This is a genomic window from Herminiimonas arsenitoxidans, assembly GCF_900130075.1.
GTDB classification, from domain to species: Bacteria; Pseudomonadota; Gammaproteobacteria; order Burkholderiales; family Burkholderiaceae_D; genus Oxalicibacterium; species Oxalicibacterium arsenitoxidans.
The window spans coordinates 3,616,215-3,641,354 of record NZ_LT671418.1; the positions used below are offsets into that span (position 1 = coordinate 3,616,215).

Sequence of the window (25,140 nt, forward strand, 5' to 3'; positions counted from 1 at the left end):
CTAGATTAATAAACGATATCTGCACGGCGGTTTTCTGCCCATGCTGCTTCATCGTTACCCAGTGCTTTTGGTTTTTCTTTACCCAGCGACACTGCTTCCATTTGTGATTCAGGCACGCCTAACAGGGACAGGGATTTACGCACAGCTTCTGCACGTTTCTGACCGAGAGCCAAGTTGTATTCAGCGCCGCCGCGATCATCGGTGTTGCCTTGGATGATGATCTTACGACCTTGGTTACTTTTCAGGTATTTTGCGTGGTTTTCTACGACTTGCTGAAATTCTGGTTTGACGATGTAGCTGTCGAAGTCAAAGTACACACTGCGTTTAGCCAACACGCCTTGCGGATCGTTTAATGGATCGCTGGATGCATTGACGGTACCAACCGAACGCGGATCAGCCATGCTTGAACCTGCACGGTCTTCAACCGGTGCTTTGTCGTTCAATTTGGTTGATGAGCAGGCTGCCATCAGCAAAGCACTGGATAAGATAAAAACGGATGTTAAGGTACGCATGTTATTTCCCCTGATTATGTAAGCGTGCAGATGTTAAAAAAAAATAAATATGGAGCGCATTATTTCATAAACGGACCCCACGTGGGCTCACGTATATCGCCTGCTTGGGTGGTCAGACGCTGTTTTACCTGACCATCAACCGAAACGACGGCTAAAGTGCCACGACGACCGGATTCGGTTGCGTACATCAAATATTTGCCATTCGGCGAAAAACTCGGTGATTCGTCTTTGACGGTGTCGGAGAGGCGTTGTTCCTGACCATTGGTCAAATCAAGCAGAAATAGCTGAAATTTCCCTTCGCGGCGCGAAATATAGGCCAAAAATTTGCCATCTGGGGAGATTCGCGGGCTGATGTTGTAGTTTCCGCTGAAGGTGACACGTTTGGCGTCGCCGCCATTTGCACCCATTTTGTAGATTTGCGGGCCGCCACTACGGTCGCTGGTGAAGTAAATGCTTTGGCCATCGGCAGAGAACTGTGGTTCGGTATCGATGCCGTTGGAATTACTCAGGCGACGTGGGCTGGTGCCATCCGCATTGACGACATACACCTGGGTCAAGCCATCGCGTGACAGTGCCACGGCCAGCTTGTTGCCGTCAGGTGCCCAAGATGGTGCAGAATTGCTGCCCTTGAAGTTGGCGGCAATGGTGCGCTGGCGAGTGACGAGGTTCTGGATATAGACGACTGGTTTTTTGTTTTCAAACGAAACGTAGGCGACCTTGGTGCCGTCTGGCGACCATGATGGCGAGATGATAGGTTCGTTCGAGCGCAATGCGACTTGCGTGCCTTCGCCATCGGAGTCGGCAATCTCCAGACGGAATTCCTTGCCGGCTTTGGTGACATAGGCGATGCGTGTGGCAAAAGCGCCGCGTATGCCAGTCAGCTTCTCATAGATATCGTCGGCGATCTTGTGGCCAGATACGCGGATGAACTGCGGTTGTGCTGCCAGGGCCAACGACGACAATTGTGCGGCTTTGACGGTATCGAACAAACGATATCTGACCTCGAAGCGGCCATCCGCCAGGCGCGACACGCTGCCAACGACGAGTGCATCGGCACCGCGTGATTTCCAGTCAGCAAGGTTGACCTGGGAGTTTTCCGTCAGGACGGAGCCGGTATCGATAATTTTGAAGATACCGCTGCGGTTCAAATCGGCCTTGATGATGGCACTGACTTGCTGTGGTGCAACCGACTCATCGCCGAAAGTAGCAATCGCAATTGGTATCTGGTTAGCGCCGACACCGGCGATTTCTACCCGCAATTGTGCGTGCGCGAGACTGGTAACGAACACGGCGAGGATCGCGAATGAGCGTAAAAAAGAAGTCTTAGTCATCATGGGTCACTGATCTTTCGGTTTGTGAATGACGGTCAAGCGACTAGGGACGCTGCCGGATTGATCGGGTGGAAATGGTTGCGAACGTTCGATCGCACGTTTAACAGCTTCATCGAAACCGGGTAGGCCTGAGGATTTGCGCAGACGTAATCCGCGCAGCGATCCGTCAGGCAGCAGTTCGACATCGTATTCGACCTGAGGATTCCCGTTTAAGTCTGGCGGTACGTTAAATACTGTATTTGAGCGGATTTTCGCACGGATTTTATCGGCATACGCACCGTCTGCACGACCGCTGCTTTGCGATTTTGCTGCCTGGCCAGAGCCGCCGCTGCCAATGGCACCGGTCATGCGGCTTAGTTCTTCAGCGCGTCGCTTGTCACTTAATTCTTGATCACGCTTGTCCTGGAGGCGTTTTTTGTCAGCATCAGCTTTTTTCTGCTGCTCGGCTTTCTTGTCCGCTGCCTGCTTGTCGAGTTTTTCCTGTTTGTCTTGCTCAGCCTTTTGTTTCAGCTTCTTTTCTTTTTCTTCTTCGGCCAGCTTGTCTTTACGCTCTTGTTCTTTGCGTTTTTTTTCTTTTTCCAGCGCGATATCGACTTTAGGCTGCTCAGGCTTGATGGGCTCTGCCTTAGGCGTTTCTTTAACGATAGGCTTGGGTTCAGGTTTGGGCTGAGGCGTTGGTTCTGGTTCTGGCGGCAGGGGTGCGGCTTCTTTCGCCTGCATATCCCAGATTTCTGCTTTCACCGCGACCGGCGTCTCGCTTTGCCAATCGATGCCTATCCAGAAAAATACCAGTAATGCGACGTGCACTGCCGCCGCCAGCATGATGGCACGCCAGCGACCAGGTTCCTTCGGGACGGTGTACGGTGAGTGATCAGTCATAAAACGATGTTCACTTGGTCGCCAGACCTACGCGGCTGATACCAAGTTTTTTGGCTTCCGAGATGGCTTGTATCACCTCGTCATATTTAATGTTTTTGTCGGCTGCGATCATGACGGCAATATCAGGATTGTCGTCATACAGAGCTTGCAATTTTCTGCCCAACTCGCCACGACCGACGGTTTCGCTAGATGCTGCTGCGCCTTTTTTACCTTTTACGGAGACGGTAGCCGAAGCGTCAGCTTTCAGTTCTATGCTGATGTATTCGGTTGGTGGCTGCGTCGATTTGGCCGCATTTGGCAACTGGATCTCGTTGGGATTGACCATAGGTGCGGTCACCATGAAGATCACCAGCAGCACCATCATGACGTCGATATATGGGACGACGTTGATCTCTGATTTGAATTTCCTGCTGCGTCCGCCGCGCATGCTTCCGGATGAGAATGACATTGCTACCGTCCTTAACGCGTTTGACGTTGCAGAATATTCGAGAATTCTTCAACGAAGCTTTCAAAGCGCATCGCCAGTCTATCGATATCGTGCGAATAGCGGTTGTAGGCAACCACAGCTGGAATCGCCGCAAACAAGCCAATCGCGGTAGCGATCAGCGCTTCTGCAATCCCCGGTGCGACTGCAGCCAGCGTGGCTTGCTGCACGTTCGCCAAACCGCGGAAGGAATTCATAATGCCCCATACGGTGCCGAACAAACCGACATACGGTGAGACTGAGCCGACTGAGGCGAGGAAGGCGAGGTGCGATTCCAGGCCATCCATTTCACGCTGATAGGCAGCGCGCATGGCGCGACGTGCACCGTCCAGGCGCACGCTGGATGGATCTTGGGAGGAGCGGGATTTGTTGAATTCGCTCATGCCAGCTTCGAAAATACGTTCCAGCGCGCCAGTCGAGCGATTGCCTTTGCGGCGATTGGACGTGGCATCTTGGTACAGCGCGTTCAAATCGCCGCCGGACCAGAAGGCGCGTTCGAATTCCTCAGTCTGCATGCGTGCATTTTTGATTGCGAACATCTTGCGGAAGATATAGGTCCAGCTCATGACGGATACGCCGACTAAAAGTGCCATGACGAGCTGCACAAGAACCGAAGCGTTGGTGATCAGATGGAGAAAGGAGAGGTCTTGAGTGACGGTCATGGAAGTGTGGTCTAGTCGAATTTGGTCAATTGTATGCGCAACTTGCTTGAGGCGGTGCGATTTGGCGAGGCATTTGCCTCATGTACTCACACTCAGGTATTCACAATCTACGGTCTGGTTTTTTCTACTAACAATATTGGTGCGCGAGAAGAAGGTGGAACGGATACATTCCACCGACCATCACGCTTACTTTGCTTCGATATTTTTAATGCTGCTCAACACTTCTTGCGGGATTTCGCTCGGTCTGAAGCGCTGTGTATCGACGCAGCCGACCTTGATGCGTCCAGTGGCAAGCAACTCTTCGCTATCGCCATTGATGCGCCATGCTTGTTGCACAAACTGTACCGAGGCGCGCCCCATTCTTTCGACTACGACGGTCAACTTCAGTTCATTATCCAGTTTGGCTGGTGCGTGGTAGTCGACCGCGGTGCTTTTGACGACGAACATGACGCCGTGCGTTTCGGTCATGATTTGTTGGTTGATGCCGGCACTGCGCAGCCATTCGGTGCGCGCGCGTTCAAAGAATTTCAGATAATTCGCATAGAAGACGACGCCACCGGCATCGGTATCTTCATAGTAGACGCGGACGGTCCACGTAAAATTTGACAGCATCTTGGACATTTACCTTGAGTCGGCAGCGCTGCAGCGTTGCCCTGAGTTACTGCGGATGAATGCGCAATTATCGATGATATTGATTCCGCATGACAAGGTTGTTACCTGAACTTACAGTTCTGGCCACCGTTGGCAGCCAGAACTGCCTGTTTCTTATGTGTTGCGCTTGATGAATAAAGGGCCAAAACCTTGGCATGTCGGCATCAATTCGATGTGATTGATGTTGACGTGTGCGGGCAGGGTGGCGATCCAGTAGGCGGTTTCTGCAATGTCAGCAGGGCTGAGTGGTACGGTGCCTTCGTAGACCTTGGCAGCGGCCGCATCGTCCTGCAGACGTACATTCGAGAACTCGGTGCCGCCAGCCAGGCCGGGAGCGATATTCGATGCGCGTACACCGGTACCGACCAGATCGGCACGCAGGTTGCGCGTGAATTGATCGACAAAAGCCTTGGTCGCACCATAGACATTGGCGCCAGGGTAGGCGTAAGCACCTGCACTGGAGCTGATGTTGATGATGGTGCCGCGATTGCGTTTGAGCATTTCCGGTAGCAGCAGGCGGGTGACGGTGACCAAGCCTTTGCAGTTAGTCTCTATCATGGTTTCCCACTGTTCCAACGAGGCTGATTGTGCCGGTGCAACGCCCAGTGCGAGGCCTGCGTTATTGATCAGGACATCGATCTCCTGCCATTCTGGAGGCAAGCTTGCCAGAGCGGCGGTGATTGAGTTCTTATCAGTGACGTCCATTTGCACTGTTAATACAGATGAACCGATTTCTGCTGCGAGTGCATCCAGGCGATCCTGGCGGCGGCCAGTAGCAATCACTTTGTGACCATGTTGCGCAAATTTTCGTGCCATTTCAGCGCCGAAGCCTGAACTTGCACCTGTGATCAAGACGATCATAGGATTTCCTTTATGGAAAGAATGAAGGGCGTAAGCAGTGATGTTGGAGCAATGCAGTCGGTGCGATCTTCCGCAGTCCAACTTGTTGAAAGCGACATGCGGGCGTCGATTCTTTGCCCGCATGTCGCTTTAAGCTTGTTTCATACTTACTTGGCGGCTTGTGCACGCTTGATCAGGAACGTGGTCAGCAAAGGAACCGGACGGCCAGTCGAGCCTTTGGCTGCACCGCTTTTCCATGCTGTGCCTGCGATATCTAGATGCGCCCAGGTGTATTTCTTTGTGTAGCGTTCGAGGAAACAGGCGGCGGTGACTGCGCCACCAGCTGGGCCACCGATATTTGCCATGTCGGCAAAATTCGATTTCAACTGTTCCTGATAGCTGTCTTCGATAGGCATACGCCACGCGGTATCACCAGCAACTTTGCCGGCGCTGAGCAATTCGTTCGCCAATGCGTCATGCGCATCGTCGTTACGAGTGAACAAGCCGGAGTTGTGATGGCCGAGTGCTGTAATGCAAGCACCAGTCAGAGTTGCGACGTCGACGACGGCAGCCGGCTTGAAGCGCTCTACATAAGTCAGTGCATCGCACAGAACCAGGCGGCCTTCAGCATCCGTGTTCAGGACTTCGATAGTCTGCCCCGACATTGAGGTGACGATATCGCCTGGTTTGGTCGCGCTGCCGGATGGCATGTTTTCGCAGGTTGGGATGACGACGATGACGTTGAGCTTCAGTTTCAGCTCCGCAATCGCGCGCATGGTGCCGAGTACGGAGGCTGCACCGCCCATGTCGTATTTCATTTCATCCATGGCTGCACCCGGTTTGAGCGAGATGCCGCCGGAATCAAAAGTGATGCCTTTGCCGACTAATACGGTAGGTGCATCCTTGGCTTTGCCGCCGAAATGCTTGAGTACGATGAATTTAGGTGGTTCGACGCTGCCATTGGTGACCGACAGGAAGCTGCCCATTTTCAATGCCTGCAATTGCTTGCGATCCAGTACCTCGACCTGCAGCTTGAATTCTTTTGCCATTTTCTTGGCAGTGTTGGCCAGATAGGTTGGCGTACAGACATTGGCCGGGAAATTACCGAGATCCTTGGTCAAGTCGATGCCGTTGGCGACCGCGACGGCTTGCGTGACAGCTTCCTTGGCACTATTCGTTGCGGCTGCACTGACAGCAAATGCCACTTTTTTCACGCCGCTAGGTGCAGTTTCTTTTTTGCTTTTCAGGCCATCGAAGCGATAAGCGGCTTCGCGTGCATTCAAAATGGTGCTGCGGATGGCCCAGGCGGTATCGCGGGCGGCAACGGCATCAAACGGCAGGGCGACGACGGCTTCAGCTGCGCCTAATGATGAAAAGGCACGTACGACGGCTTGCGCGGCGGAGCTGAAATCTTTTTCGCTGACAGCTGCTTCCTTGCCCAAGCCGACCAGCAGGACGCGTTCGGCTGCGGAGCCGTTAATACCGCGCAACAGCAAGGTGGAGCCAGCTTTGCCGGTAATATCGCCAGACTTGAGCGCGGCGCTGATTTCGCCTTTGCGATCCAGCGCTTGTGCTGCGTATGACAGTTTTTTGTCTTCGAATACGGCGACTGCGATGCAGCCCGTCTTGATACCGGCGATAGTGCTTTTTGCGTCTAACGGTTTTATGCTAAAGTCCATGCGTTACTCTCCTTGTCGATTCACGATTATAGCCTCCCAATGATTTTTCAGCGCGCGCTCCGACGCGATTTGCTAAGTACCGCTGGCGCCGTCTTTACTACCCTTTTCACTATTACGGTCACTGTGATGTTGATCCGTATATTAGGGCAGGCTGCGGGCGGCAAAATTGCGTCCGCTGATGTGGTCGCCATGCTCGGTTTTGCAGCACTTAATTACCTCCCCATTCTGTTGAATCTGACCGGCTTCGTATCAGTGTTGCTGGTGGTCACGCGTAGCTATCAGGACTCTGAAATGGTGGTGTGGTTTGCTTCCGGCTTGAGTTTGTCGCGCTGGATTACGCCGGTCTTGATGTTTGCCTTGCCGATTATTGTGATGACGGCCTTACTGAGTTTCTTCCTCACACCGTGGTCGAATCAGCAAAGTGCGGTGTACAAGGAGCGCTACGCTAACCGCGAAGATATCGCCAAGGTCTCTCCCGGGAAATTTCAGGAATCATCTTCTTCTGATCGCGTCTTTTTCGTTGAAGGTGTCTCCGGCGATACGACCAAGGTCAAAAACATATTTGTCAGCACCGTACGCAATGGTAAAACCAGCGTGGTAGTAGCGCAGGAAGGCACCGTTGAAATTGATGCTGCCGGCGATAAATTCCTGGTGATGCATCAAGGGCGACGCTATGACGGCATACCGACACAGCCGGATTTCAAGTTAATGGAATTTGATCGCTACGGCGTATTGGTGGCAGCGCAATCAAAAGCCATAGTAGGCGATACCTCCGCACGTGCCTTGAGTACGCTGGACCTTTTAAAGGATAGAAACAACTTCAATGATGCTGAATTGCTGTGGCGTTTTTCTCTGCCATTGATGGGCATACTGCTGATGTTGCTGGCGATTCCGCTGGGTTTTGTTAATCCGCGTGGCGGTCGTTCGGCCAATCTATTGATCGCGCTCTTCCTGTTTGTTTTCTATAGCAATATGCTCAGTTTCGCGCAATCGACAGTGGTGCAAAATCGCTCCACGCTAATGCTTGCGTGGTGGCCGGTGCATCTGGTTGCCCTGATTATTATTACGGTCTTCTTTTTATGGCGACTGAAAGTGAATAGCCGCTACCATCCGTTGGTGATGTGGTCCTTAATCAAGCGCACCTGCCTTGGGAAAAGGATGACAGCATGAAGATCCTGCAAAAATATTTCTCGGTTGAAATCGGGCGCTCAGTTGTATTCGTACTGATTGCCTTCCTGGCCTTGTTTGCCTTCTTCGATATGGTGGGTGAATTGAAGGCGGTCGGGCACGGCGGGTACAAGATACAAAACGCATTCCTGTTTGTGCTGATGGGCATGCCTGCCTATATCTATGAATTGATGCCGATTGCGGCTTTGATCGGCACGATCTGGGCGCTGTCGCAATTCGCCGCGCGTTCCGAGTTCACCATCATGCGTGCATCCAGTATGTCAACTGGCATGGTTGGCATGATCCTGCTCAAGATCGGCGTCGTATTTGCCATCATTACCTTTGTATTCGGTGAGTTTATCGTGCCGGTTACATCGACGATGGCTGAGCGTGTGAAGTTAAGCAGCCTGGGTGGATCGCTGTCACAGGAATTTCGTTCGGGTTTGTGGACCAAGGATGTGATCAAGGCGAATGGGCAGGATGGCGAAGCGATCGGTTCGCGTTTCTTGAACGTGAGAGAGGTCAAGCCGGACGGCCAATTGCTCAACTTGAAGATCTATGAATTCAATCGCAACTTCCATCTGACTGCGCTGATTACCGCGGCCAAGGCGAGTTACGCTGGTGGCAATACCTGGAATTTGCAGGATGGGACGGAAGCTGATTTTGGTGACGTCAAGTTGAGCGGCATCGTGAATGCGTCGGATATAACCACTGCGATTTCTACCAAAAAGTTTGCCAATAAACTGTTGGTATCTGAAATGACGCCGGAGATTCTGTCTGTCGGCTTCTCCGATCCAGAAGAAATGTCGGCCTACGATCTGATTAATTACACGCAATATCTGTCGGAAAACAAGCGTGAAACCGCACGTTACGAAATCGCCTTCTGGAAGAAAGTGGTATATCCATTCGCGGTGTTCGTGATGATGGCGCTGGCCTTGCCGTTTGCTTATCTGCACTTCCGCTCAGGTGGTGTCAGTCTGAAAATCTTTACCGGCATCATGATTGGTGTCAGCTTCCAGTTGATCAATAGCTTGTTCTCTCACCTCGGTTTGCTGAATACCTGGCCACCGCTTATCACGGCAATTTTGCCGAGTACGCTGTTCTTGGTAGCGGCAATTGCGGCATTGCTATGGGTGGAAAGGCACTGACGATGGGCAAGCGCGCTTTGGTCTTGTTTGCACATGGTGCGCGCGATCCACGTTGGGCAGAGCCGTTTCAACGCTTGCAGGCACTCGTGCAGACACAATCGCCAGATTTGACAGTAGCGTTGGCCTTCCTTGAATTGATGTCTCCGCGTTTGCCGGCACTGGCGGCAGAATTGATTGCGGCTGGTTCTACTGATGTGACTGTGGTGCCAGTGTTTCTCGGGCAGGGCGGTCATGTGATGCGCGACTTGCCTGTGATCGTGGATGAGTTGAAGCTCAACTATCCCGACGTCTCTTTCAAGATTGCTGGTGCGGTAGGGGAAGATGCTGAGGTATTGAATGCAATGGCACAGTATTGCCTGAGCGCCCTAGGCTAAGCCACTCAGTTTTTCTATCGTATAGCAGCGTATGTGCTCGCTGTGTTTAAACAGCTTTTGGTATGACGCGTGTTGCCAGTGCGGCGCCTATCATTACCAGCACCGGTCCTTGCGTATCTTGCAAACCTTGTTCCAGCTCGCGCAACGTGATGCGCAAAATCCTCTGATTTTCCAAACTGCAGTTTTCCACTACGACCACTGGCAAGTCTGGTGAGCGACCTTGTTCCAGCAATTTTTGTGCAGTGACTACGGCTTCACGACCACCCATGTACTGGATCAGTGTGTCGCAGTCGGGCAGTGTCAATTGGTCAGGCTGATTAGGTGCGGTCGCTGAGGTGAAGAAGGCGATGCTACGCGCGATGCCACGCTTAGTCAGCGGTTGTAGAGTTGCAGCTGCAGCGGCAAAGGCAGTGGTAATGCCGGGGACGACTTCAACTGCGATGCCGTGTGCTTCCAGCGCACTTAGCTCTTCATCGGCGCGCCCGAATAGCATGGGATCGCCGCCTTTCAGGCGTACGATCAATTTGTATTTGGCAGCGCAATCGACCAGCAATTGATTGATGGCGAGTTGTGCGGTGGAGCGCTGGCCGCTGCGCTTGCCAACAGAAATTTTCTCTGCCTGCGGACACAGCTCCAGCATCTCGGGTGTGACTAGTGCGTCATGCAGCACGACATCAGCTTGCGCCAAAATGCGCGCACCGCGTACGGTGATCAGATCGACGGCACCGGGGCCGGCACCGATTAGATAGACTTTGCCATACGCTTTTTTCTCTTGCATCATGCTGCGTGTAATACCTTTTATGCCAGACGTATCATGCCGGCTGCCACGGTTTGATGCGTGACTTCATCGATCAGAATGAAGGAACCGGTGGAACGGATTTCGTCGTAGGCATCCGCTGCCAATGGTTGTGCCACATTCAGAGTGACGCTGGCGATGCCGTTGAGTTTGACTTCATCGGCAGGACGTTTTTCTTGCGTGTTGATGTCGAGCAGCGTATCGATTTTGGTAATACGTGCAGCCACCTGACGTGTCGTGTGCTTCAACCAATATTTACGACGTACATCCAGCGGTTCTTCCGACAGCCAGCACAAGTCTGCATTCACGGTCTTTAGCAATTCAGCCGGACGACTTGCTGCAGACAGCATATCGCCACGAGAAATGTCGACGTATTCTTCCAACAGCAAAGTGATCGATTGACCAACTACCGCTTGTTCCAAGGAGCCATCCAGCGTCTGGATATCTTTGACGGTTGCAGTCTGGCCGCTAGGTTGAATGACTAGCTTGTCACCCTTGCTGACTTTGCCTGCCTCGATACGACCCATGTAACCGCGGAAGTCATCTGCTTCGTGGCCATTGTGGCGCGCTACGAGTTGTACCGGGAAGCGGAATGGTTCGTCGTGCGATTCGTCGTAGACGCTGAGCGATTCCAGCAATTCGATCAAGGTTGGACCTTGGTACCAATCCAGTTTTTCGCCACGAGTCACGACGTTATCGCCAGCCAGTGCCGACAATGGAATCGGACGGATATCTTTCAGGCCCAGCGTTTTCGCGAACTCTGAATACGCCGCAACGATGCGGTCATAGACGGTTTGATCGTAGTTGACCAAATCCATCTTGTTGACAGCCACGATCACGTGCTCGATTTGCAGCAAGTGCGCAATGGTCGAGTGACGCTTGGTCTGGATCAGCAATTCCACACTGCCATCGTCGCCGAGTTTGACCTTGGAGACGTCGATCAAAATGATGACGGCATCCGCGGTTGATGCGCCAGTCACCATATTGCGTGTGTATTGCTCATGGCCTGGTGTGTCGGCGATGATGAACTTGCGTTTAGGCGTGGCGAAGTAACGATAGGCGACGTCGATGGTGATGCCTTGTTCACGTTCTGCTTCCAGACCGTCTGTCAGCAAGGACAAATCGATGGTGTCACCGACTGTGCGTTTATGTTTGGCGCGTGACATCGCATCCAGTTGATCGGCAAAGATGCCCTTGCTGTCGAACAGCAGGCGGCCGATCAATGTGCTCTTGCCGTCATCGACGGAGCCGGCGGTAATAAAGCGCAGCAAGCCACGTTCAGCCGATGCTGTGCCGGTATTCTTTAATGACAATTGTTCTGCTACTGCGCTCATCAGAAATATCCTTCTTTTTTACGTTTTTCCATCGATGCTTCGGACGTTTGATCGTCCATGCGGGTTGCGCCGCGCTCGGTGATTTGTGTGATGGCAGTTTCAGCAATGATGGCGTCGACTGTTTCTGCATCCGACGAGACCGGGCAGGTGCAGGAGATATCGCCGACTGTGCGGAAGCGCACGGTTTGCGTTTCAACTGTTTCGCCGTCTTTCGCTGGCGTCAACGGTGTCAGCGGTACCAGCAAGCCGTTGCGTGGAATCACTTGGCGCTGATGCGCAAAGTAAATCGATGGCAGTTCCAGCTTTTCGCGGGCGATATATTGCCAGACGTCGAGTTCGGTCCAGTTCGAAATCGGGAACACACGCATGTTTTCGCCCGGATGGACGCGTGTGTTGTACAGATCCCAGAGTTCAGGACGTTGCGCTTTTGGATTCCATTGGCCGAATTCATCGCGGAAGGAAAAGATGCGCTCCTTGGCGCGTGCTTTTTCTTCATCGCGACGGGCGCCGCCGATGCAGGCGTCGAATTTGTATTCAGCGATGGTTTCCAGCAAGGTCACTGCCTGTGCAGCATTGCGCGAATCGGTCAAAGGATTACGCAGGCGCACGGTACCGCGCTTGATTGAATCTTCTACCGAACCAACGATCAGGCGTTCGCCGAGTTCGGCAGCACGTTTGTCACGGAAGGCGATGACTTCGTCGAAGTTATGGCCAGTATCGATGTGTACCAACGGGAACGGGAATTTACCAGGGCGGAAAGCTTTTTCCGCCAGGCGCAACATGACGACCGAGTCCTTGCCGCCGGAAAACAGCAATGCCGGGTTGGCGCATTCAGCCGCCACTTCACGCATGATGTGGATGGCTTCCGATTCCAGCCAGTCCAGATGCTTGTTGCTGGCGCTATCGAGAAATAATTTATCAACTACTGTGTTCATAGGATCTCAGGCGTTAGTTGCTACGGGTTTGATTCTGATGAGCTTGCCGTCGACGACGTGCAAGCCGCATTCCTTGGATTCCGGGTTTTCCCACCACCAGCGTCCGGCGCGTACATCTTCGCCTGGCTGGATCGCACGGGTGCAAGGCTCGCAACCGATGGATGGAAAGCCTTTGTCGTGCAGCGGGTTGTACGGCACGTTATTGCTACGGATGTAGTGCCAGACATCTTCTTCCGACCAATCCGCGAGCGGATTGAACTTGATCATGTCGTGTGCTTCATCCTGCTCCTGCACATCAAGTGCGGAGCGGGTAGTCGATTGCGCACGGCGTTGACCGGTAACCCATGCATGCTTGCCGGCCAGAGCGCGATTCAGCGGCTCGACCTTGCGGATGCGGCAGCATTCCTTGCGCATGTCCACGCTTTCATAGAAAGCATTCAAGCCGTTTTGCTTGACGTAGGCATCAACTGCTTCCGGCTGTGGACGATACAGTTCGACGTCGTAATCGTAGGTTTCCTTGATGCGGTCCAGCACGCTCAGTGTTTCTGCATGCAGGCGGCCGGTTTCCAGCGTAAAAATGCCGATAGACAGCTTGTCGCGCAGGATCATGTCGGTCAGCACCATATCTTCCGCCGCGAGGCTGGAAGCGAACACTGCAGGCGCGAACTGATCCGCCACGCGTTGCAGTGTTTCTTTGGTGGCCGCTACCAGCGCGGCGAAGTCTGCTTCATTCATTTTGGTGCCACTGCCTGACGGTCTACACGACGGAACAGAGGTGTCTTCTTGTCCCATGATTGTTGATAGCTTTCGGAGAAGTCGCTCAAGCCCTTCAACGCATCATTGACGTCGCGGTCAGCACGTACGGCAAACGAGTTGAAGCCAACGCGCTGCATATAGAACAATTGGTCGCGCAATACATCGCCGACTGCACGCAGTTCGCCGGTGTAGTCGAAACGCATGCGCAAGTTGTAAGCGATCGAGTAACCACGACCGTCACCAAATTTAGGGAAATCGACTGCGATCATTTGCAGCGTAGCGGTGTCGTCTTTCAATGCTTCCGGACGTTCGTCGCTGGCGAGCCAGACGCCGACGTCGTTGCGTGCTTTCAAAGTAGCAGCTTGCGCTTGCCATACTGTCAGCGGCACGATGACTTTGCCAGTCGGGACGGCAACGGTTTCAGCGGTTTCGCCTTCAGCCAAGCGCAACAAGGTCCAATCGTCTTCACCGACTACGGCTTTATCTTTGATGATGTTAAGCATATGCATCTTCTCCTGCGGCGTGCGCAACCTTGATAGGCGTTGCGTACACATGTTCCTTGAATGGCGTAACGCCGATACGACGTGTGGTATCGATGAAGCGTTCATCTTCGATACGGTCACGTACATACACTTCGAGCAAGCGTTCTATCACGGTCGGCATTTGATGCGCCGAGAACGATGGGCCGATGATTTTGCCGATCGAGCTGGTATTGCCTTGCGCGCCACCGATCGACACCTGATACCACTCCGAGCCATCCTTATCGACACCGAGAATGCCGATGTTGCCGACGTGATGATGACCGCAGGCATTGATACAGCCGGAGATATTCAATTCGATATCGCCGATGTCATGCTGGAAGTCGAGGTTGTCGAAACGCTCGGCAATCGCTTCTGCAATCGGAATCGATTTGGCATTCGCCAGCGAGCAGAAGTCGCCACCTGGGCAGCAAATCATGTCGGTCAGCAAACCGATATTCGGCGTTGCCAATCCCTGTGCTTTGGCTTCTTGCCAGACTGTGTACAGATCGGACAATTTGACGTCGGACAGCACGACGTTTTGTTCATGCGTGACGCGCAGTTCGCCGAAGCTGTAGCGATCCGCCAGATCAGCCATGAAGTCCAGTTGTTCAGCAGTCGCATCGCCTGGAGGCACGCCGGTTTTCTTGACGGACAAGACCACGGCTGCATAGCCTGCAACCTTGTGTGCCTTGACGTTGCGTGTCAGCCAGTTTTTGAATGCTTTGTCTTCCGCTTTTTTCGCTTCGAAATCTGCGTTATCTGCAGATAGCGTTTCGTACGCTGGCGCAGTGAAAAATGCAGCGACGCGATTCAACTCTTCTACAGTGACGGTTCCTGGACCATCTTTGATGTCTTGCCATTCGACTTCGACTTGACGGCGATATTCTTCGATGCCGATCGCTTTGACCAGAATCTTGATACGCGCTTTGTAGATGTTGTCGCGACGACCGTATTGGTTGTAGACGCGCAGGATCGCTTCCAGATAAGTCATTACGTGTTGCCACGGCAGGAATGCGCAGATCTCGCTGCCGAGGATAGGCGTACGACCCATACCGCCGCCTACCATCACGCGGAAACCGATTTCGCCCTGTTCATTCTTGATCACATGCAAGCCGATGTCATGCACGGCAGTCGCAGCGCGATCTTCTTTGGCGCCGCTGATCGCGATCTTGAATTTACGTGGCAGGTAAGCGAATTCCGGATGGAAGGTGCTCCATTCACGGATGATTTCTGCATACGGACGTGGATCGACGATTTCATCGGCGGCTACGCCAGCCAATTCGTCTGAAGTCGTGTTGCGGATGCAGTTGCCGGAAGTTTGAATCGCGTGCATTTCGACTGAAGCCAGTTCGGTCAGGATGTCCGGTGTTTCTTCCAGATTGATCCAGTTGAACTGGATATTCTGACGCGTCGTGAAATGGCCATAGCCGCGGTCATACTTGCGGGCGATATGGCCAAACATGCGCATTTGTGCCGATGACAGCAGGCCGTAAGGCACTGCGACACGCAGCATGTAGGCATGGCGTTGCATGTACAAGCCGTTTTGCAGGCGCAGGATACGGAATTCGTCCTCTGCCAATTCGTCGGAGAGGCGACGACGGACTTGATCGCGGTATTGCGCGATGCGTTCTTTGACGATTTGATGGTCGTATTGATCGTAGCGATACATCTCAATTCCTTAGTAAACTAACTTAAAGGCAACGGTCGTCAGCGTGGTGGCCAACAGAACGCGCAATACTTTTTCCGGTATGGCTCGCGATGCCAGTGATCCCAATGTGATGCCAGGCACGGAGCCGAGCAACAACATGGCTAGCAATTCCCAATGGATCGATCCGAGCCACCAGTGGCCGAGCGCCGCAATCGCGGTCAAAGGCACTGCGTAGGCTATGTCGGTACCGGCAATTTCAGCCGGTGTCAGGCGTGGATAGAGCAGAACCAGTATGGTGGCGCCGATTGCACCGGCACCAATAGATGAGATTGTAACCAATGTGCCAAGAATTGCACCCGAAACTATGGTCGCTGTGACCAGTTTTTTGCCATGGAATTGACGGTTAGGATGAGCGCTCATCCAGTTTTGCAGGCGGGTACGGAAAATCAGGGCAATCACGGTCAACATGACCGAGCCAGCGATCGAATAACGGATGACTTGGCCGATTTCCTTGTCCAGGCCGCCCAGGTACTTCAATACGAGTGTGGTCAGCACGGCAGCAGGCAAGGCGCCTATGCACAGTTGCTTGACGATATTCCAGTGCACATTGCCTTTGTAACGGTGGGCAAAGGTGCCGGCGATCTTGGTAGTGGAAGCGAAGGCGAGGTCCGTGCCGACAGCTACCGTAGGCGATACGCCAAACAGCAGGGTGAGTAGCGGTGTCATCAGGGAGCCGCCGCCGACACCGGTCAAACCGACCAGCAATCCGACAGCAAAACCTGAAACAATATAAGTAACGGACATAAGACCTCGCGCAAAGTAGGGCGAATAGTAATAAACTTGAGCCTTATTCCAAACTACTTACTAATTATTTGCTTATATGCTTTTTTGATATAAGCAATGATGAAAAATGATTGAACGCAATTTCAGTCGAAAACATGAGGGGAAGACATGAATCTCCATCAACTTCGCTTCGTTCGGGAAGCGGTGCGACAGAACTATAATTTGACGGAAGCGGCCAAGGCGCTGTTTACCTCGCAGCCGGGTGTTTCCAAAGCAATTATTGAGTTGGAAGAAGAGTTGGGCGTGGATATTTTTTCGCGTCACGGCAAGCGGATACGCGGCCTGACCGAGCCGGGGCGGGCAGTGTTGAAGTCGGTTGAGCTGATCATGCAGGAAATTGACGGCCTCAAGCGCATAGGCAATGAATTCGCCGCACATGACAGCGGTAGCTTTACAATTGCGACTACGCACACGCAAGCGCGCTATTCCTTGCCTAAGGTGGTGCAGGCCTTTACACAGAAATTCCCAAAAGTAAGATTGTCTTTATTGCAAGGCAATCCGAAGCAAGTGGCGGATATGGTCTTGATGGGTCAGGCCGATCTGGCGATAGCGACGGAATCGATCGCCAGTATAGATGGTTTGATTTCATTGCCGTGTTACCAATGGGAACATCAAGTAGTGGTGCCGCTGGATCATCCATTGCTGAAGTCCAAATCAATCACGCTGGAAGAAATCAGCGCTTATCCGCTGATTACCTACGATAGTGCGTTTGCCGGTCGTAACAAGATTGATCATGCTTTCAGCCTGCGGAATCTCAAGCCGGATGTGTTGTTGGAAGCAATCGATGCCGATGTCATTAAAACCTATGTCGAACTGGGCATGGGCATAGGCATCATCGCGGGAATGGCTTTTGATCCTGAGCGCGACAAGAATTTGCGTGCGATCCCTGTCGGTCATTTATTTGGCACCAATGTATCGCGCGTGGCTTTGAAGCAAGGCGCTTATTTGCGCAGCTATGTATTTACGTTCATCGAATTATTGACGCCTACGCTCAATCGCAAACTGGTTGAGCAAGTATTAAGCGGCGAAAAAGATATGTATGAACTATAAAGAATATTCACGATTTTTTTGGAAGTAAAAGCAGCATGATAAAACCGGTAAACACCGATATGGCCGAGTACTATGCGGTCCGTAACAATTTCGACGAAGAAGATATTGAAAATCCGGATGGCGCAGATGCGCTCGACGACATCATGGAGAACCTGCGCAAGTTCATGACGGATCAGCATGTGCTGGAACTTGCATGCGGCGACGGTTACTGGACGGACGAGCTTGCAGAATATGCGGCATCGGTGCTGGCAACGGATATCAATCCGACGCTGATCGAGCAGGCCAAAGAACGAGAGTTGCCGGAAGAGATCGTACAGTTCGCCGTTGCTGATGCGCTGGATCCGCAAGTCGAAGGTGAGTTCAACGCTTGCTTTGCCGGCTTCTGGTGGTCGCATGTTAAACGTCAGGATCAGGTTGAAGTGATCGGGCGTATCCGCAAGATCATTGGTCAGGACGGCTTATTGGTGCTGGTTGATAACTCGCACGTAGAAACCGAAAAAACCGTGATCGCGCGTACTGATCTGGAAGGCAATACTTACCAGATTCATACTTTGCCTAACGGTGAGCGTTACGAAATTCTGAAGAATTACTACACCAACAGCACCTTGCGCAAACGTCTTGGACCTTTGTTAAAAGATATGCGCGTTCATCATTCTGAACACTACTGGATGCTGACGGCGCGTTTGCGATGAATGCTTTATCGTCGGCACATACATACGGGAGCATAGTGTGAGATCAACCCGAGCCACAGCCGCCGTCGAGCGGCTGAAAGAACGCAGTGGTAACGAACACTACGCGATGGTGCGTACTTCCGACGAATCGTTTTATCTGGTCGATAACGCAGGAGAAGGTGCACCCGTCATCCTGTGTGAACGACTGCCACTGGATGACTTTGTTACCTTCGTCAAAGCCTACGGTCCGCAAAAGCCGAGACGACAAACCAAATCCGATATCGCGTTTGAAAAGCAATTGGTCAAACGTTAAATGCAAGCCTATGGTTTTGTTAACTCCATTTAAAGCATGACAGTCGAGCAAGCTGAGTTGATCGATCTGATCAGCTTGGATCATGTGTCAGGTTCGTGTAAGTTAAGCATCCTTGATCACCTGATATGGGATGACGATCATCTCGTCAAACTTCAATTAAAAATAAATAACTATTTGCAATTGATAGAAAGCGGCGAGATTTATATCTTGTATCCCGCTGTGCGTGGACAGGATTTTCTTATTGATATCCAGTGCATCTACGCGCCGAACGCCATAGCCCGCGCCTTTCTGGAGCGAGCGCAAAACATATTGATAGATGCAGGTTATGCAATGCATTTCGGCCCACTCGGTTCTGCCTATGCGGACGATGTGCCCGATGATTGAGTAAATCAATTGGATATGAGCGGCATATCTACCGGTAAATATGGTTATTCGGAATCCGAATTGAGGTATCCTTCCTTCCCTAGGCGCAACATCCATCGCCTTTACCCTTAGCGATTCTGGTTCTGTGTGATTGTTTGGTATGCCGACAAGATCACAATCTCTGAAGCGTAGTTTAATTTTTATAAGGATTGAAGAATGAGACAAATATCCCGCGGCAGCAAATTACTTCTTTGCGCATTCGCAGCAGCAAGTTTTTCTGCAAGCGCTCTGGCCCAAAGCTGGCCGAACTCGACAGTAACCGTTGTCGTTCCATGGCCACCAGGTGGTCCATCCGATATCGCTGCACGTCCTGTTGCTAAACGTTTGACCGAAGATCTCGGCCATCCTTTTGTTATTGATAATCGCGGCGGTGGCGGCGGTAACATCGGTAGCGCGGCAGTTGCACGTGCTCCAGCAGATGGCAACACTTTGCTGATTACTTCCAGCGCACCGATTGTGATCAATCCTAGCCTGTACAAAAAAATGACTTTCGATCCGAGCAAAGATTTGGTGCCTATCACCAATCTGTTGCGCGTACCGTTGGTACTGGTTGCGAACCCTAACGTTCCAGCCAAGGACTTGAAAGAACTGATCGCTTACATCAAGACTCAGCCACAGTTCTCCTACGCATCTGCTGGTTCAGGTACACCACAGCACATGACTGGTGAATTGTTCAAGAGCGTGACCAAGCTGGATATCACACACGTTCCTTACAAAGGTTCAGCTCCTGCGATTTCCGATTTGCTGGGCGGTCATGTACCTGTGATGTTTGACAGCATGATTGCGATCATGCCGCACATCAAGAGCGGCAAGGTAAAAGCGATTGCAGTATCGGGCGCACAACGTTCACCACAATTGCCTGACGTGCCAACTTTTGCTGAAGCTGGTTACCCAGCAGTAGTTTCCTATGCTTGGTACGGTTTCTTCGCACCAGCAGGCACACCAAAAGCAATCGTCAACAAGATCAATGCTGAAACTCTGAAAATCATGAAAGAGCCAGCATTCAAAAAAATCTTGGCTGATACCGGCTCTGACTATGTTGGCGATACCCCAGAAAACTTCGCTGCCTTCGTAAAAGAAGAGTCAGTGAAATGGGCGAAAGTCGTGAAAGAAAGTGGCGCGACTGTAGACTGATGTTGATCTTCGGTCTTGCCATGGGCGAGATTGAATGATGATCTAGTCGTGGACGTATCGCGACATATTGAAATGCCCCGTGTTGTACAGCGGGGCATTTTTACATTCAGATGGTGCTTCGCGTCTTTGTCAGCACGGAAAATAAAAAAGCGCCGATTTGGTTACACTACATATTCTCTATTTATTCTTTGCGAAGTTTCATCATGTCCGATTCAATTCGTTTGGCGACTGCACAAGATGCCGCTGCTATTTGCCAGATCTACAATCCTTACATCCTCAATACGGTCATTAGCTTTGAAACGGAAGCCGTCAGTGTCGAAGAGATGGCGCAGCGCATAGAAGACGTTTCAGCGGAATTTCCATGGCTGGTATATGAAGAGCAGGGACGCATACTCGGTTACGCCTATGCGGGTAAATGGAGAATCAGAAAGGCTTATCAGCATTCGGTAGAAAGCTCGGTCTATATTGCGGAAGACAGCGGCGGCAAAGGAATCGGTACCTTGTTGTACCAAAGATTGATTGCTGAATTATCCAAGCAGTCGATACACGCCGTATTCGGAGGCATAGCATTGCCCAATCCTGGCAGCGTTGCCTTGCATGAAAAACTGGGCTTTGTGAAGGTCGGACATTTGCCGGAGGTCGGCAGAAAGTTCGATCAATGGGTAGATGTCGGTTACTGGCAACTTATTCTGTAAATCCCCACCATAAAAAATAAAGGCCGCAAAAGCGGCCTGTCAGAACTGTTTAAACGCTGCTTAATCCAGCGTTGCAATCACCGGTGTGTGATCGGATGGCTGCTCCCATTTACGCGGCACCTTGTCGATCACACAGGCAGTACACCGCTTTGCCAATGACGGCGACAACAGGATGTGATCGATGCGCATGCCGCGATTCAGGCGGAAGCCCATTTGGCGATAATCCCACCAGCTAAACAATTTTTCCGGCTGTTCAAACATGCGGAATGCATCGGTGAATCCCATCTCTTGCAATCGGACGAAAGCAGCACGTTCCGGCTCCGACACCAGTATCTGACCTACCCATGCCGCCGGATCGTGTACGTCGCGATCTTCCGGTGCGATGTTGTAGTCACCCAGCAAGGCCAGGTTTTCATGCTGCTTTTGTTCTTGCGCCAGCCATTCGTGCAGGGCACTCAACCACTTCAATTTGTATTGATACTTATCCGATTCCGGCGATTGACCGTTCGGGATGTAGGCGCACACGATGCGGATACCTTCGATGGTGCCGGCGATGATGCGCTGCTGTTCATCTTCAAACAGGGGATTGTTTTTGACGACATCTGTAATCGGGTGACGTGACAGGATGGCGACGCCGTTATAGGTTTTTTGGCCGCTGAAGACGACGTGATAGCCGGCGGCTTCGATTTCCGCAGCAGGGAATTTCTCATCGACAGTTTTTGTTTCTTGCAGACAGAGCACATCGACTGGATTGTCGGTCAGCCATTGCAACACTTGCGGCAGGCGGACTTTGAGGGAATTAACGTTCCAGGTAGCTATTTTCATGTTTTGTTGCAATCCATTCGTGATGCGGGTTTGTGGCGTGAGCGAGAGGATAGTTTTGTTATCCAGTTTTTCGCTTTTGATGCGGGATTGTATCAGTCGTACCGCGGTAGGCGGCGCGGCGCGATATTGTCATTTATTTATCTTGGTCTGTGAGGCATGCTGCTTGCCCAAAACAGACGCTTGCCGTAAAATCTACGCACCATTTCGTCTCACGTGACTGGCGAATCCGGCCGATTTTCTCCGCTTTTATGGGTAAATCAGGTCGTAAGGTGGGTCTATCCACCGTGAAGCGTGAGATTTCATTGCCGTGCGCCTGGGTAGCCCGAATGGAGAGTACGACTGAGGCTGCCTGCGCGTTCACATTTTGGCACCCTCATTCGATCCCAGGTTGTTGTTTTGCTTTGTATAGGCATGTCTTTACAGTTCGTTCGATTCTGTTTTGGCGTGCTGTTGTGCATTGGATTATGGCTTCCTGCCCATTTTTTTGAACGATTGGAGTGATTCATGTTTTCAAAAGACCAGACCCTGGCAAAAACAGATGCAGAATTGTGGTCGGCCATCCAGAAGGAAAATAACCGTCAGCAAGAACATATCGAGCTGATCGCATCCGAGAACTACACATCGCCTGCGGTGATGGAAGCGCAAGGTACGCAACTGACCAACAAGTACGCCGAAGGTTATCCAGGCAAGCGTTACTACGGTGGTTGTGAATTTGTCGATATCGTTGAACAATTGGCGATCGATCGCTTGAAAAAATTGTTTGGCGCAGATGCTGCCAACGTACAGCCGAACTCCGGTTCGCAAGCTAACCAAGGCGTGTTCCTGGCTGTATTGAAACCAGGCGACACTATCATGGGTATGTCGTTGGCAGAAGGTGGTCACTTGACGCACGGCATGGCATTGAACATGTCCGGCAAGTGGTTCAACGTTGTCTCCTACGGTTTGAACGAAAAAGAAGAAATCGACTACGACGCGATGGAACGTCTGGCACGTGAACACAAGCCTAAGCTGATCATCGCTGGTGCATCGGCTTACGCATTGCGCATCGACTTCGAACGCTTCGCTAAAATCGCAAAAGAGATCGGTGCCTACTTCATGGTCGACATGGCGCACTACGCCGGTCTGATCGCTGCTGGCGAATATCCGAATCCAGTGCCATACGCAGATTTCGTCACATCGACCACGCATAAATCCTTGCGCGGCCCACGCGGCGGCTTCATTCTGATGAAGGCTGAACACGAAAAAATCATCAACTCGGCGATTTTCCCAGGCTTGCAAGGCGGCCCATTGATGCACGTGATCGCTGGTAAAGCAGTTGCGTTCAAAGAAGCGCTGGAGCCTGAATTCAAGGCGTATCAACAGCAAGTCGTGAAGAATGCGGACGCATTGGCCAAAGCACTGATCGCACGTGGTCTGCGCATCGTTTCCAGCCGTACCGAATCGCACGTGATGCTGGTTGATCTGCGCGCGAAGAAAATCACCGGTAAAGATGCAGAGGCCTTGCTCGGTTCCGCACACATCACTTGCAACAAGAACGCGATCCCTAACGATCCAGAAAAACCATTTGTCACTTCCGGTATCCGCCTCGGCAGCCCGGCGATGACCACACGTGGTTTCAAGGAAGCGGAAGCAACCAAGGTCGGCAATCTGATCGCCGACGTATTGGATAATCCAAACGATGCAGCAACCATCGAACGCGTGAAAGCAGAAGTCAAAAAATTGACCGCAGCCTTTCCAGTCTACGGTTGATCGTTTGATTTAAAGTTTGTTGTAGTTGAAAAGTGCTCTTCATTGAAGTGAAGGGCGCAGCAAAATGGCCTTGTCAGAGTAATTTACTCAGACAAGGCCATTTTGGGATGTTGGCTTAGGTAACATTGGTATTTGCTTTGCATCATTTTGCAGGTGAACATATTTGTTTCGCTGACGTAACGATTCATAAGGCCACGCACCGCGATGAAATGTCCTTTTTGCCAGCATGACGATACCCAGGTTCTCGATACACGCGTTTCGGAAGAGGGCGACAGCATACGTCGTCGTCGTCGCTGCGTGAATTGCGATAAGCGTTTTACGACTTACGAGCGCATCGAATTAGCGATGCCGGTGATCGTGAAGAAGAACGGCAGTCGCACCGACTACGATCCCAAGAAGCTGCAAGGTAGCTTGCAACTTGCCTTGCGCAAGCGTCCTGTCTCGGCTGAGGCAGTTGATGCGGCGATTCATCGTATAGAACAAAAGCTGCTTTCCAGCGGCGAACGCGAAGTGCTTTCTGGTCAGATCGGTGAGTTGGTCATGCGCGAGTTGCAACGCCTCGACAAGATTGCCTACATTCGTTTTGCCTCGGTCTATAAGAGTTTTGAAGACGTGGCCGAATTCCAGGACGCGATTGCCGAAGTGGGGCGTGAGCGCAAACCTCCAGCCAAATAACGTTAGCTAACGACGAATGAAATTCGCCTACACCATCATTTATGTTCCGGATGTAGCTGCATCCTTGCAATTCTTTGAGCAGGCATTCGGATTCTCGCGACGCTTTCTGCATGAGTCCGGCACCTATGGTGAGCTGGAAACCGGCGCGACGACGCTAGCATTCGCATCGCACGACCTCGCTGAGATGAATTATTCAACAGGGCATATTGCTGCCCACACTTCACCCAAACCACTCGGTATTGAAATCGCCTTCACAACAGACGACGTACAAGCCGCGCATGCAAAAGCTTTGTCTATCGGTGCTACAGAACTGTCACCACCGACGGCCAAGCCGTGGGGGCAAATCGTTTCCTACGTGCGTTGTCCTGACGGCTCCTTGGTAGAGCTGTGCACGCCGATTGTCTCTTGATTCATCCATGAGTGACGCCAGAGTCGAGCAACTGCTGAGCGATTTTCGCCTCGTTAATCCGGATCGATACGATTTGGTGCAGGCAGTTCGCAAGACGATTTATGCGACGGTAGCGCATGCTTCAGAGCGTGTGATGTATGGCGGTTTTATGTTCGCAGCGCCGAAAGACTTCTGTGGTGTCTTTGCCTACGCTGAACATGTATCCATCGAGTTTGGACGTGGTTGTGATTTGCAGGATGATTGGCGTGTTCTGGAAGGTAAGGGCAAGTTGCGTCGCCATATCAAGATACATGCTTTGGATGAAATCAAGAGCAAGCATCTTGCTACTTACATCGCGCAAGCATGTACGAATGTGAATGATTAATTCGGCCGCATCGCAGTAAGCTTCATTAAATATCTCGTACTACATCTAGTGCGTATCCAATAGTTTTTCATTGCTTCACTCTTCGAATTCTCAAGCTTGAAAGACTGTGCATCTGCTTGCAGACCACGGTGTATATAGCATTTCACTTTCCACTTAATAAAATTTCCCATATTGATGGGATACGAAAAATACTAAAAAATTGCCACAATAATAATTGTCAAAGAGGCTATTTCTCTTTGAGGAATGCAGTTCACCTTAACTGAGCATCACGC

At 51.7% G+C, this 25,140-nt stretch carries 29 protein-coding genes and 1 riboswitch; of the genes, 13 read left to right on the forward strand and 16 right to left on the reverse strand.

Going from position 1 to position 25,140, the window contains the following annotated elements:
* Nucleotides 1-5: 5 nt before the first annotated feature.
* From pal to BQ6873_RS17130, 8 genes are all read right to left on the reverse strand, one after another.
* Entirely contained in the window at nucleotides 6-512 is a 507-nt protein-coding gene (gene pal / locus BQ6873_RS17095) for a peptidoglycan-associated lipoprotein Pal (RefSeq protein WP_076593733.1), read from the reverse strand.
* 59 nt (nucleotides 513-571) lie between these two features.
* On the reverse strand, nucleotides 572-1,843 hold the full coding sequence (gene tolB / locus BQ6873_RS17100) for a Tol-Pal system beta propeller repeat protein TolB (protein WP_076594201.1): 1,272 nt from the start codon (nucleotides 1,841-1,843) through the stop codon (nucleotides 572-574).
* Nucleotides 1,844-1,849: 6 nt separating this feature from the next.
* Nucleotides 1,850-2,722 (reverse strand): cell envelope integrity protein TolA, encoded by an 873-nt coding sequence (tolA, locus tag BQ6873_RS17105; protein WP_076593734.1) that lies wholly within the window; start codon nucleotides 2,720-2,722, stop codon nucleotides 1,850-1,852.
* Between the two features lie 10 nt (nucleotides 2,723-2,732).
* Nucleotides 2,733-3,170 (reverse strand): ExbD/TolR family protein, encoded by a 438-nt coding sequence (locus BQ6873_RS17110; RefSeq protein ID WP_076593735.1) that lies wholly within the window; start codon nucleotides 3,168-3,170, stop codon nucleotides 2,733-2,735.
* Nucleotides 3,171-3,181: 11 nt separating this feature from the next.
* Nucleotides 3,182-3,868, reverse strand: a complete 687-nt coding sequence (gene tolQ / locus BQ6873_RS17115; RefSeq protein WP_076593736.1) for a protein TolQ — start codon at nucleotides 3,866-3,868, stop codon at nucleotides 3,182-3,184.
* Nucleotides 3,869-4,054: 186 nt separating this feature from the next.
* Nucleotides 4,055-4,480, reverse strand: a complete 426-nt coding sequence (gene ybgC / locus BQ6873_RS17120) for a tol-pal system-associated acyl-CoA thioesterase (protein WP_083664547.1) — start codon at nucleotides 4,478-4,480, stop codon at nucleotides 4,055-4,057.
* Nucleotides 4,481-4,633: 153 nt separating this feature from the next.
* Nucleotides 4,634-5,380 (reverse strand): SDR family NAD(P)-dependent oxidoreductase, encoded by a 747-nt coding sequence (locus BQ6873_RS17125; protein ID WP_076593737.1) that lies wholly within the window; start codon nucleotides 5,378-5,380, stop codon nucleotides 4,634-4,636.
* 146 nt (nucleotides 5,381-5,526) lie between these two features.
* Nucleotides 5,527-7,038, reverse strand: coding sequence for a leucyl aminopeptidase (locus BQ6873_RS17130; RefSeq protein WP_076593738.1), 1,512 nt, complete (start codon nucleotides 7,036-7,038; stop codon nucleotides 5,527-5,529).
* Between the two features lie 39 nt (nucleotides 7,039-7,077).
* Between BQ6873_RS17130 and lptF the strand changes: the two genes are divergently transcribed.
* From lptF to BQ6873_RS17145, 3 genes are read left to right on the forward strand one after another with little or no spacing between them, the layout of a single operon-like run.
* The gene (gene lptF / locus BQ6873_RS17135; RefSeq protein ID WP_076593739.1) at nucleotides 7,078-8,208 is read left to right on the forward strand and encodes an LPS export ABC transporter permease LptF; all 1,131 of its coding nucleotides are present in this window, start codon (nucleotides 7,078-7,080) and stop codon (nucleotides 8,206-8,208) included.
* Nucleotides 8,205-9,353, forward strand: a complete 1,149-nt coding sequence (gene lptG / locus BQ6873_RS17140) for an LPS export ABC transporter permease LptG (RefSeq protein ID WP_076593740.1) — start codon at nucleotides 8,205-8,207, stop codon at nucleotides 9,351-9,353. The genes lptF and lptG overlap by 4 nt, the downstream gene beginning before the upstream one ends.
* Nucleotides 9,335-9,727 (forward strand): sirohydrochlorin chelatase, encoded by a 393-nt coding sequence (locus tag BQ6873_RS17145; RefSeq protein ID WP_231949392.1) that lies wholly within the window; start codon nucleotides 9,335-9,337, stop codon nucleotides 9,725-9,727. The genes lptG and BQ6873_RS17145 overlap by 19 nt, the downstream gene beginning before the upstream one ends.
* 46 nt (nucleotides 9,728-9,773) lie before the next feature.
* Here the strand turns inward: BQ6873_RS17145 and cobA are convergent, their stop codons facing one another.
* Genes cobA through BQ6873_RS17180 form a run of 7 tightly spaced genes read right to left on the reverse strand, consistent with a single transcriptional unit; the run spans nucleotide 9,774 to nucleotide 16,521 of the window.
* The gene (cobA, locus tag BQ6873_RS17150; protein WP_076593742.1) at nucleotides 9,774-10,508 is read right to left on the reverse strand and encodes a uroporphyrinogen-III C-methyltransferase; all 735 of its coding nucleotides are present in this window, start codon (nucleotides 10,506-10,508) and stop codon (nucleotides 9,774-9,776) included.
* Nucleotides 10,509-10,525: 17 nt separating this feature from the next.
* Nucleotides 10,526-11,857 (reverse strand): sulfate adenylyltransferase subunit 1, encoded by a 1,332-nt coding sequence (locus tag BQ6873_RS17155; protein ID WP_076593743.1) that lies wholly within the window; start codon nucleotides 11,855-11,857, stop codon nucleotides 10,526-10,528.
* Complete coding sequence (cysD, locus tag BQ6873_RS17160) at nucleotides 11,857-12,792, reverse strand: sulfate adenylyltransferase subunit CysD (protein ID WP_076593744.1); 936 nt, start codon at nucleotides 12,790-12,792, stop codon at nucleotides 11,857-11,859. The genes BQ6873_RS17155 and cysD overlap by 1 nt, the downstream gene beginning before the upstream one ends.
* A gap of 6 nt (nucleotides 12,793-12,798) precedes the next feature.
* Nucleotides 12,799-13,527: a phosphoadenylyl-sulfate reductase gene (locus tag BQ6873_RS17165; RefSeq protein ID WP_076593745.1), complete on the reverse strand. Its 729-nt coding sequence runs from the start codon at nucleotides 13,525-13,527 to the stop codon at nucleotides 12,799-12,801.
* Nucleotides 13,524-14,051, reverse strand: coding sequence for a DUF934 domain-containing protein (locus BQ6873_RS17170; protein WP_076593746.1), 528 nt, complete (start codon nucleotides 14,049-14,051; stop codon nucleotides 13,524-13,526). Before BQ6873_RS17170 ends, BQ6873_RS17165 begins: the two co-directional genes overlap by 4 nt.
* Nucleotides 14,044-15,738, reverse strand: coding sequence for a nitrite/sulfite reductase (locus BQ6873_RS17175; protein WP_076593747.1), 1,695 nt, complete (start codon nucleotides 15,736-15,738; stop codon nucleotides 14,044-14,046). The genes BQ6873_RS17170 and BQ6873_RS17175 overlap by 8 nt, the downstream gene beginning before the upstream one ends.
* A gap of 9 nt (nucleotides 15,739-15,747) precedes the next feature.
* The gene (locus tag BQ6873_RS17180; RefSeq protein ID WP_012080304.1) at nucleotides 15,748-16,521 is read right to left on the reverse strand and encodes a sulfite exporter TauE/SafE family protein; all 774 of its coding nucleotides are present in this window, start codon (nucleotides 16,519-16,521) and stop codon (nucleotides 15,748-15,750) included.
* Nucleotides 16,522-16,668: 147 nt separating this feature from the next.
* Between BQ6873_RS17180 and BQ6873_RS17185 the strand changes: the two genes are divergently transcribed.
* The 6 genes from BQ6873_RS17185 (at nucleotide 16,669) to BQ6873_RS17210 (ending at nucleotide 20,846) form a co-directional block, all read left to right on the forward strand.
* A complete protein-coding gene (locus BQ6873_RS17185) occupies nucleotides 16,669-17,610 on the forward strand; it encodes a CysB family HTH-type transcriptional regulator (RefSeq protein WP_076593748.1) in 942 nt (313 codons plus the stop codon).
* 35 nt (nucleotides 17,611-17,645) lie between these two features.
* Nucleotides 17,646-18,302 carry a class I SAM-dependent methyltransferase gene (locus BQ6873_RS17190; RefSeq protein ID WP_076593749.1) on the forward strand — a complete coding sequence of 219 codons (657 nt, stop codon included), beginning with the start codon at nucleotides 17,646-17,648 and terminating at the stop codon, nucleotides 18,300-18,302.
* Between the two features lie 37 nt (nucleotides 18,303-18,339).
* Nucleotides 18,340-18,594 carry a hypothetical protein gene (locus tag BQ6873_RS17195; RefSeq protein ID WP_076593750.1) on the forward strand — a complete coding sequence of 85 codons (255 nt, stop codon included), beginning with the start codon at nucleotides 18,340-18,342 and terminating at the stop codon, nucleotides 18,592-18,594.
* A gap of 36 nt (nucleotides 18,595-18,630) precedes the next feature.
* A complete protein-coding gene (locus BQ6873_RS17200; RefSeq protein WP_076593751.1) occupies nucleotides 18,631-18,978 on the forward strand; it encodes a DUF6572 domain-containing protein in 348 nt (115 codons plus the stop codon).
* A gap of 195 nt (nucleotides 18,979-19,173) precedes the next feature.
* Nucleotides 19,174-20,151 carry a Bug family tripartite tricarboxylate transporter substrate binding protein gene (locus BQ6873_RS17205; protein ID WP_076593752.1) on the forward strand — a complete coding sequence of 326 codons (978 nt, stop codon included), beginning with the start codon at nucleotides 19,174-19,176 and terminating at the stop codon, nucleotides 20,149-20,151.
* Between the two features lie 203 nt (nucleotides 20,152-20,354).
* Entirely contained in the window at nucleotides 20,355-20,846 is a 492-nt protein-coding gene (locus tag BQ6873_RS17210; protein ID WP_076594203.1) for an arsinothricin resistance N-acetyltransferase ArsN1 family B, read from the forward strand.
* 60 nt (nucleotides 20,847-20,906) lie between these two features.
* On the opposite strand, the gene xth is transcribed toward BQ6873_RS17210, so the two are convergent.
* On the reverse strand, nucleotides 20,907-21,671 hold the full coding sequence (gene xth / locus BQ6873_RS17215; RefSeq protein WP_076593753.1) for an exodeoxyribonuclease III: 765 nt from the start codon (nucleotides 21,669-21,671) through the stop codon (nucleotides 20,907-20,909).
* Nucleotides 21,672-21,874: 203 nt separating this feature from the next.
* Nucleotides 21,875-21,997, forward strand: a riboswitch (ZMP/ZTP riboswitch).
* Between the two features lie 178 nt (nucleotides 21,998-22,175).
* Here xth and glyA point away from each other — a divergent pair.
* The 4 genes from glyA (at nucleotide 22,176) to BQ6873_RS17235 (ending at nucleotide 24,868) form a co-directional block, all read left to right on the forward strand.
* Entirely contained in the window at nucleotides 22,176-23,420 is a 1,245-nt protein-coding gene (glyA, locus tag BQ6873_RS17220; protein WP_076593754.1) for a serine hydroxymethyltransferase, read from the forward strand.
* A gap of 204 nt (nucleotides 23,421-23,624) precedes the next feature.
* Entirely contained in the window at nucleotides 23,625-24,095 is a 471-nt protein-coding gene (gene nrdR / locus BQ6873_RS17225; RefSeq protein WP_076593755.1) for a transcriptional regulator NrdR, read from the forward strand.
* Nucleotides 24,096-24,111: 16 nt separating this feature from the next.
* Complete coding sequence (locus BQ6873_RS17230) at nucleotides 24,112-24,504, forward strand: VOC family protein (protein ID WP_076593756.1); 393 nt, start codon at nucleotides 24,112-24,114, stop codon at nucleotides 24,502-24,504.
* Between the two features lie 7 nt (nucleotides 24,505-24,511).
* A complete protein-coding gene (locus BQ6873_RS17235; protein ID WP_076593757.1) occupies nucleotides 24,512-24,868 on the forward strand; it encodes a DUF1801 domain-containing protein in 357 nt (118 codons plus the stop codon).
* Nucleotides 24,869-25,140: the final 272 nt, after the last annotated feature.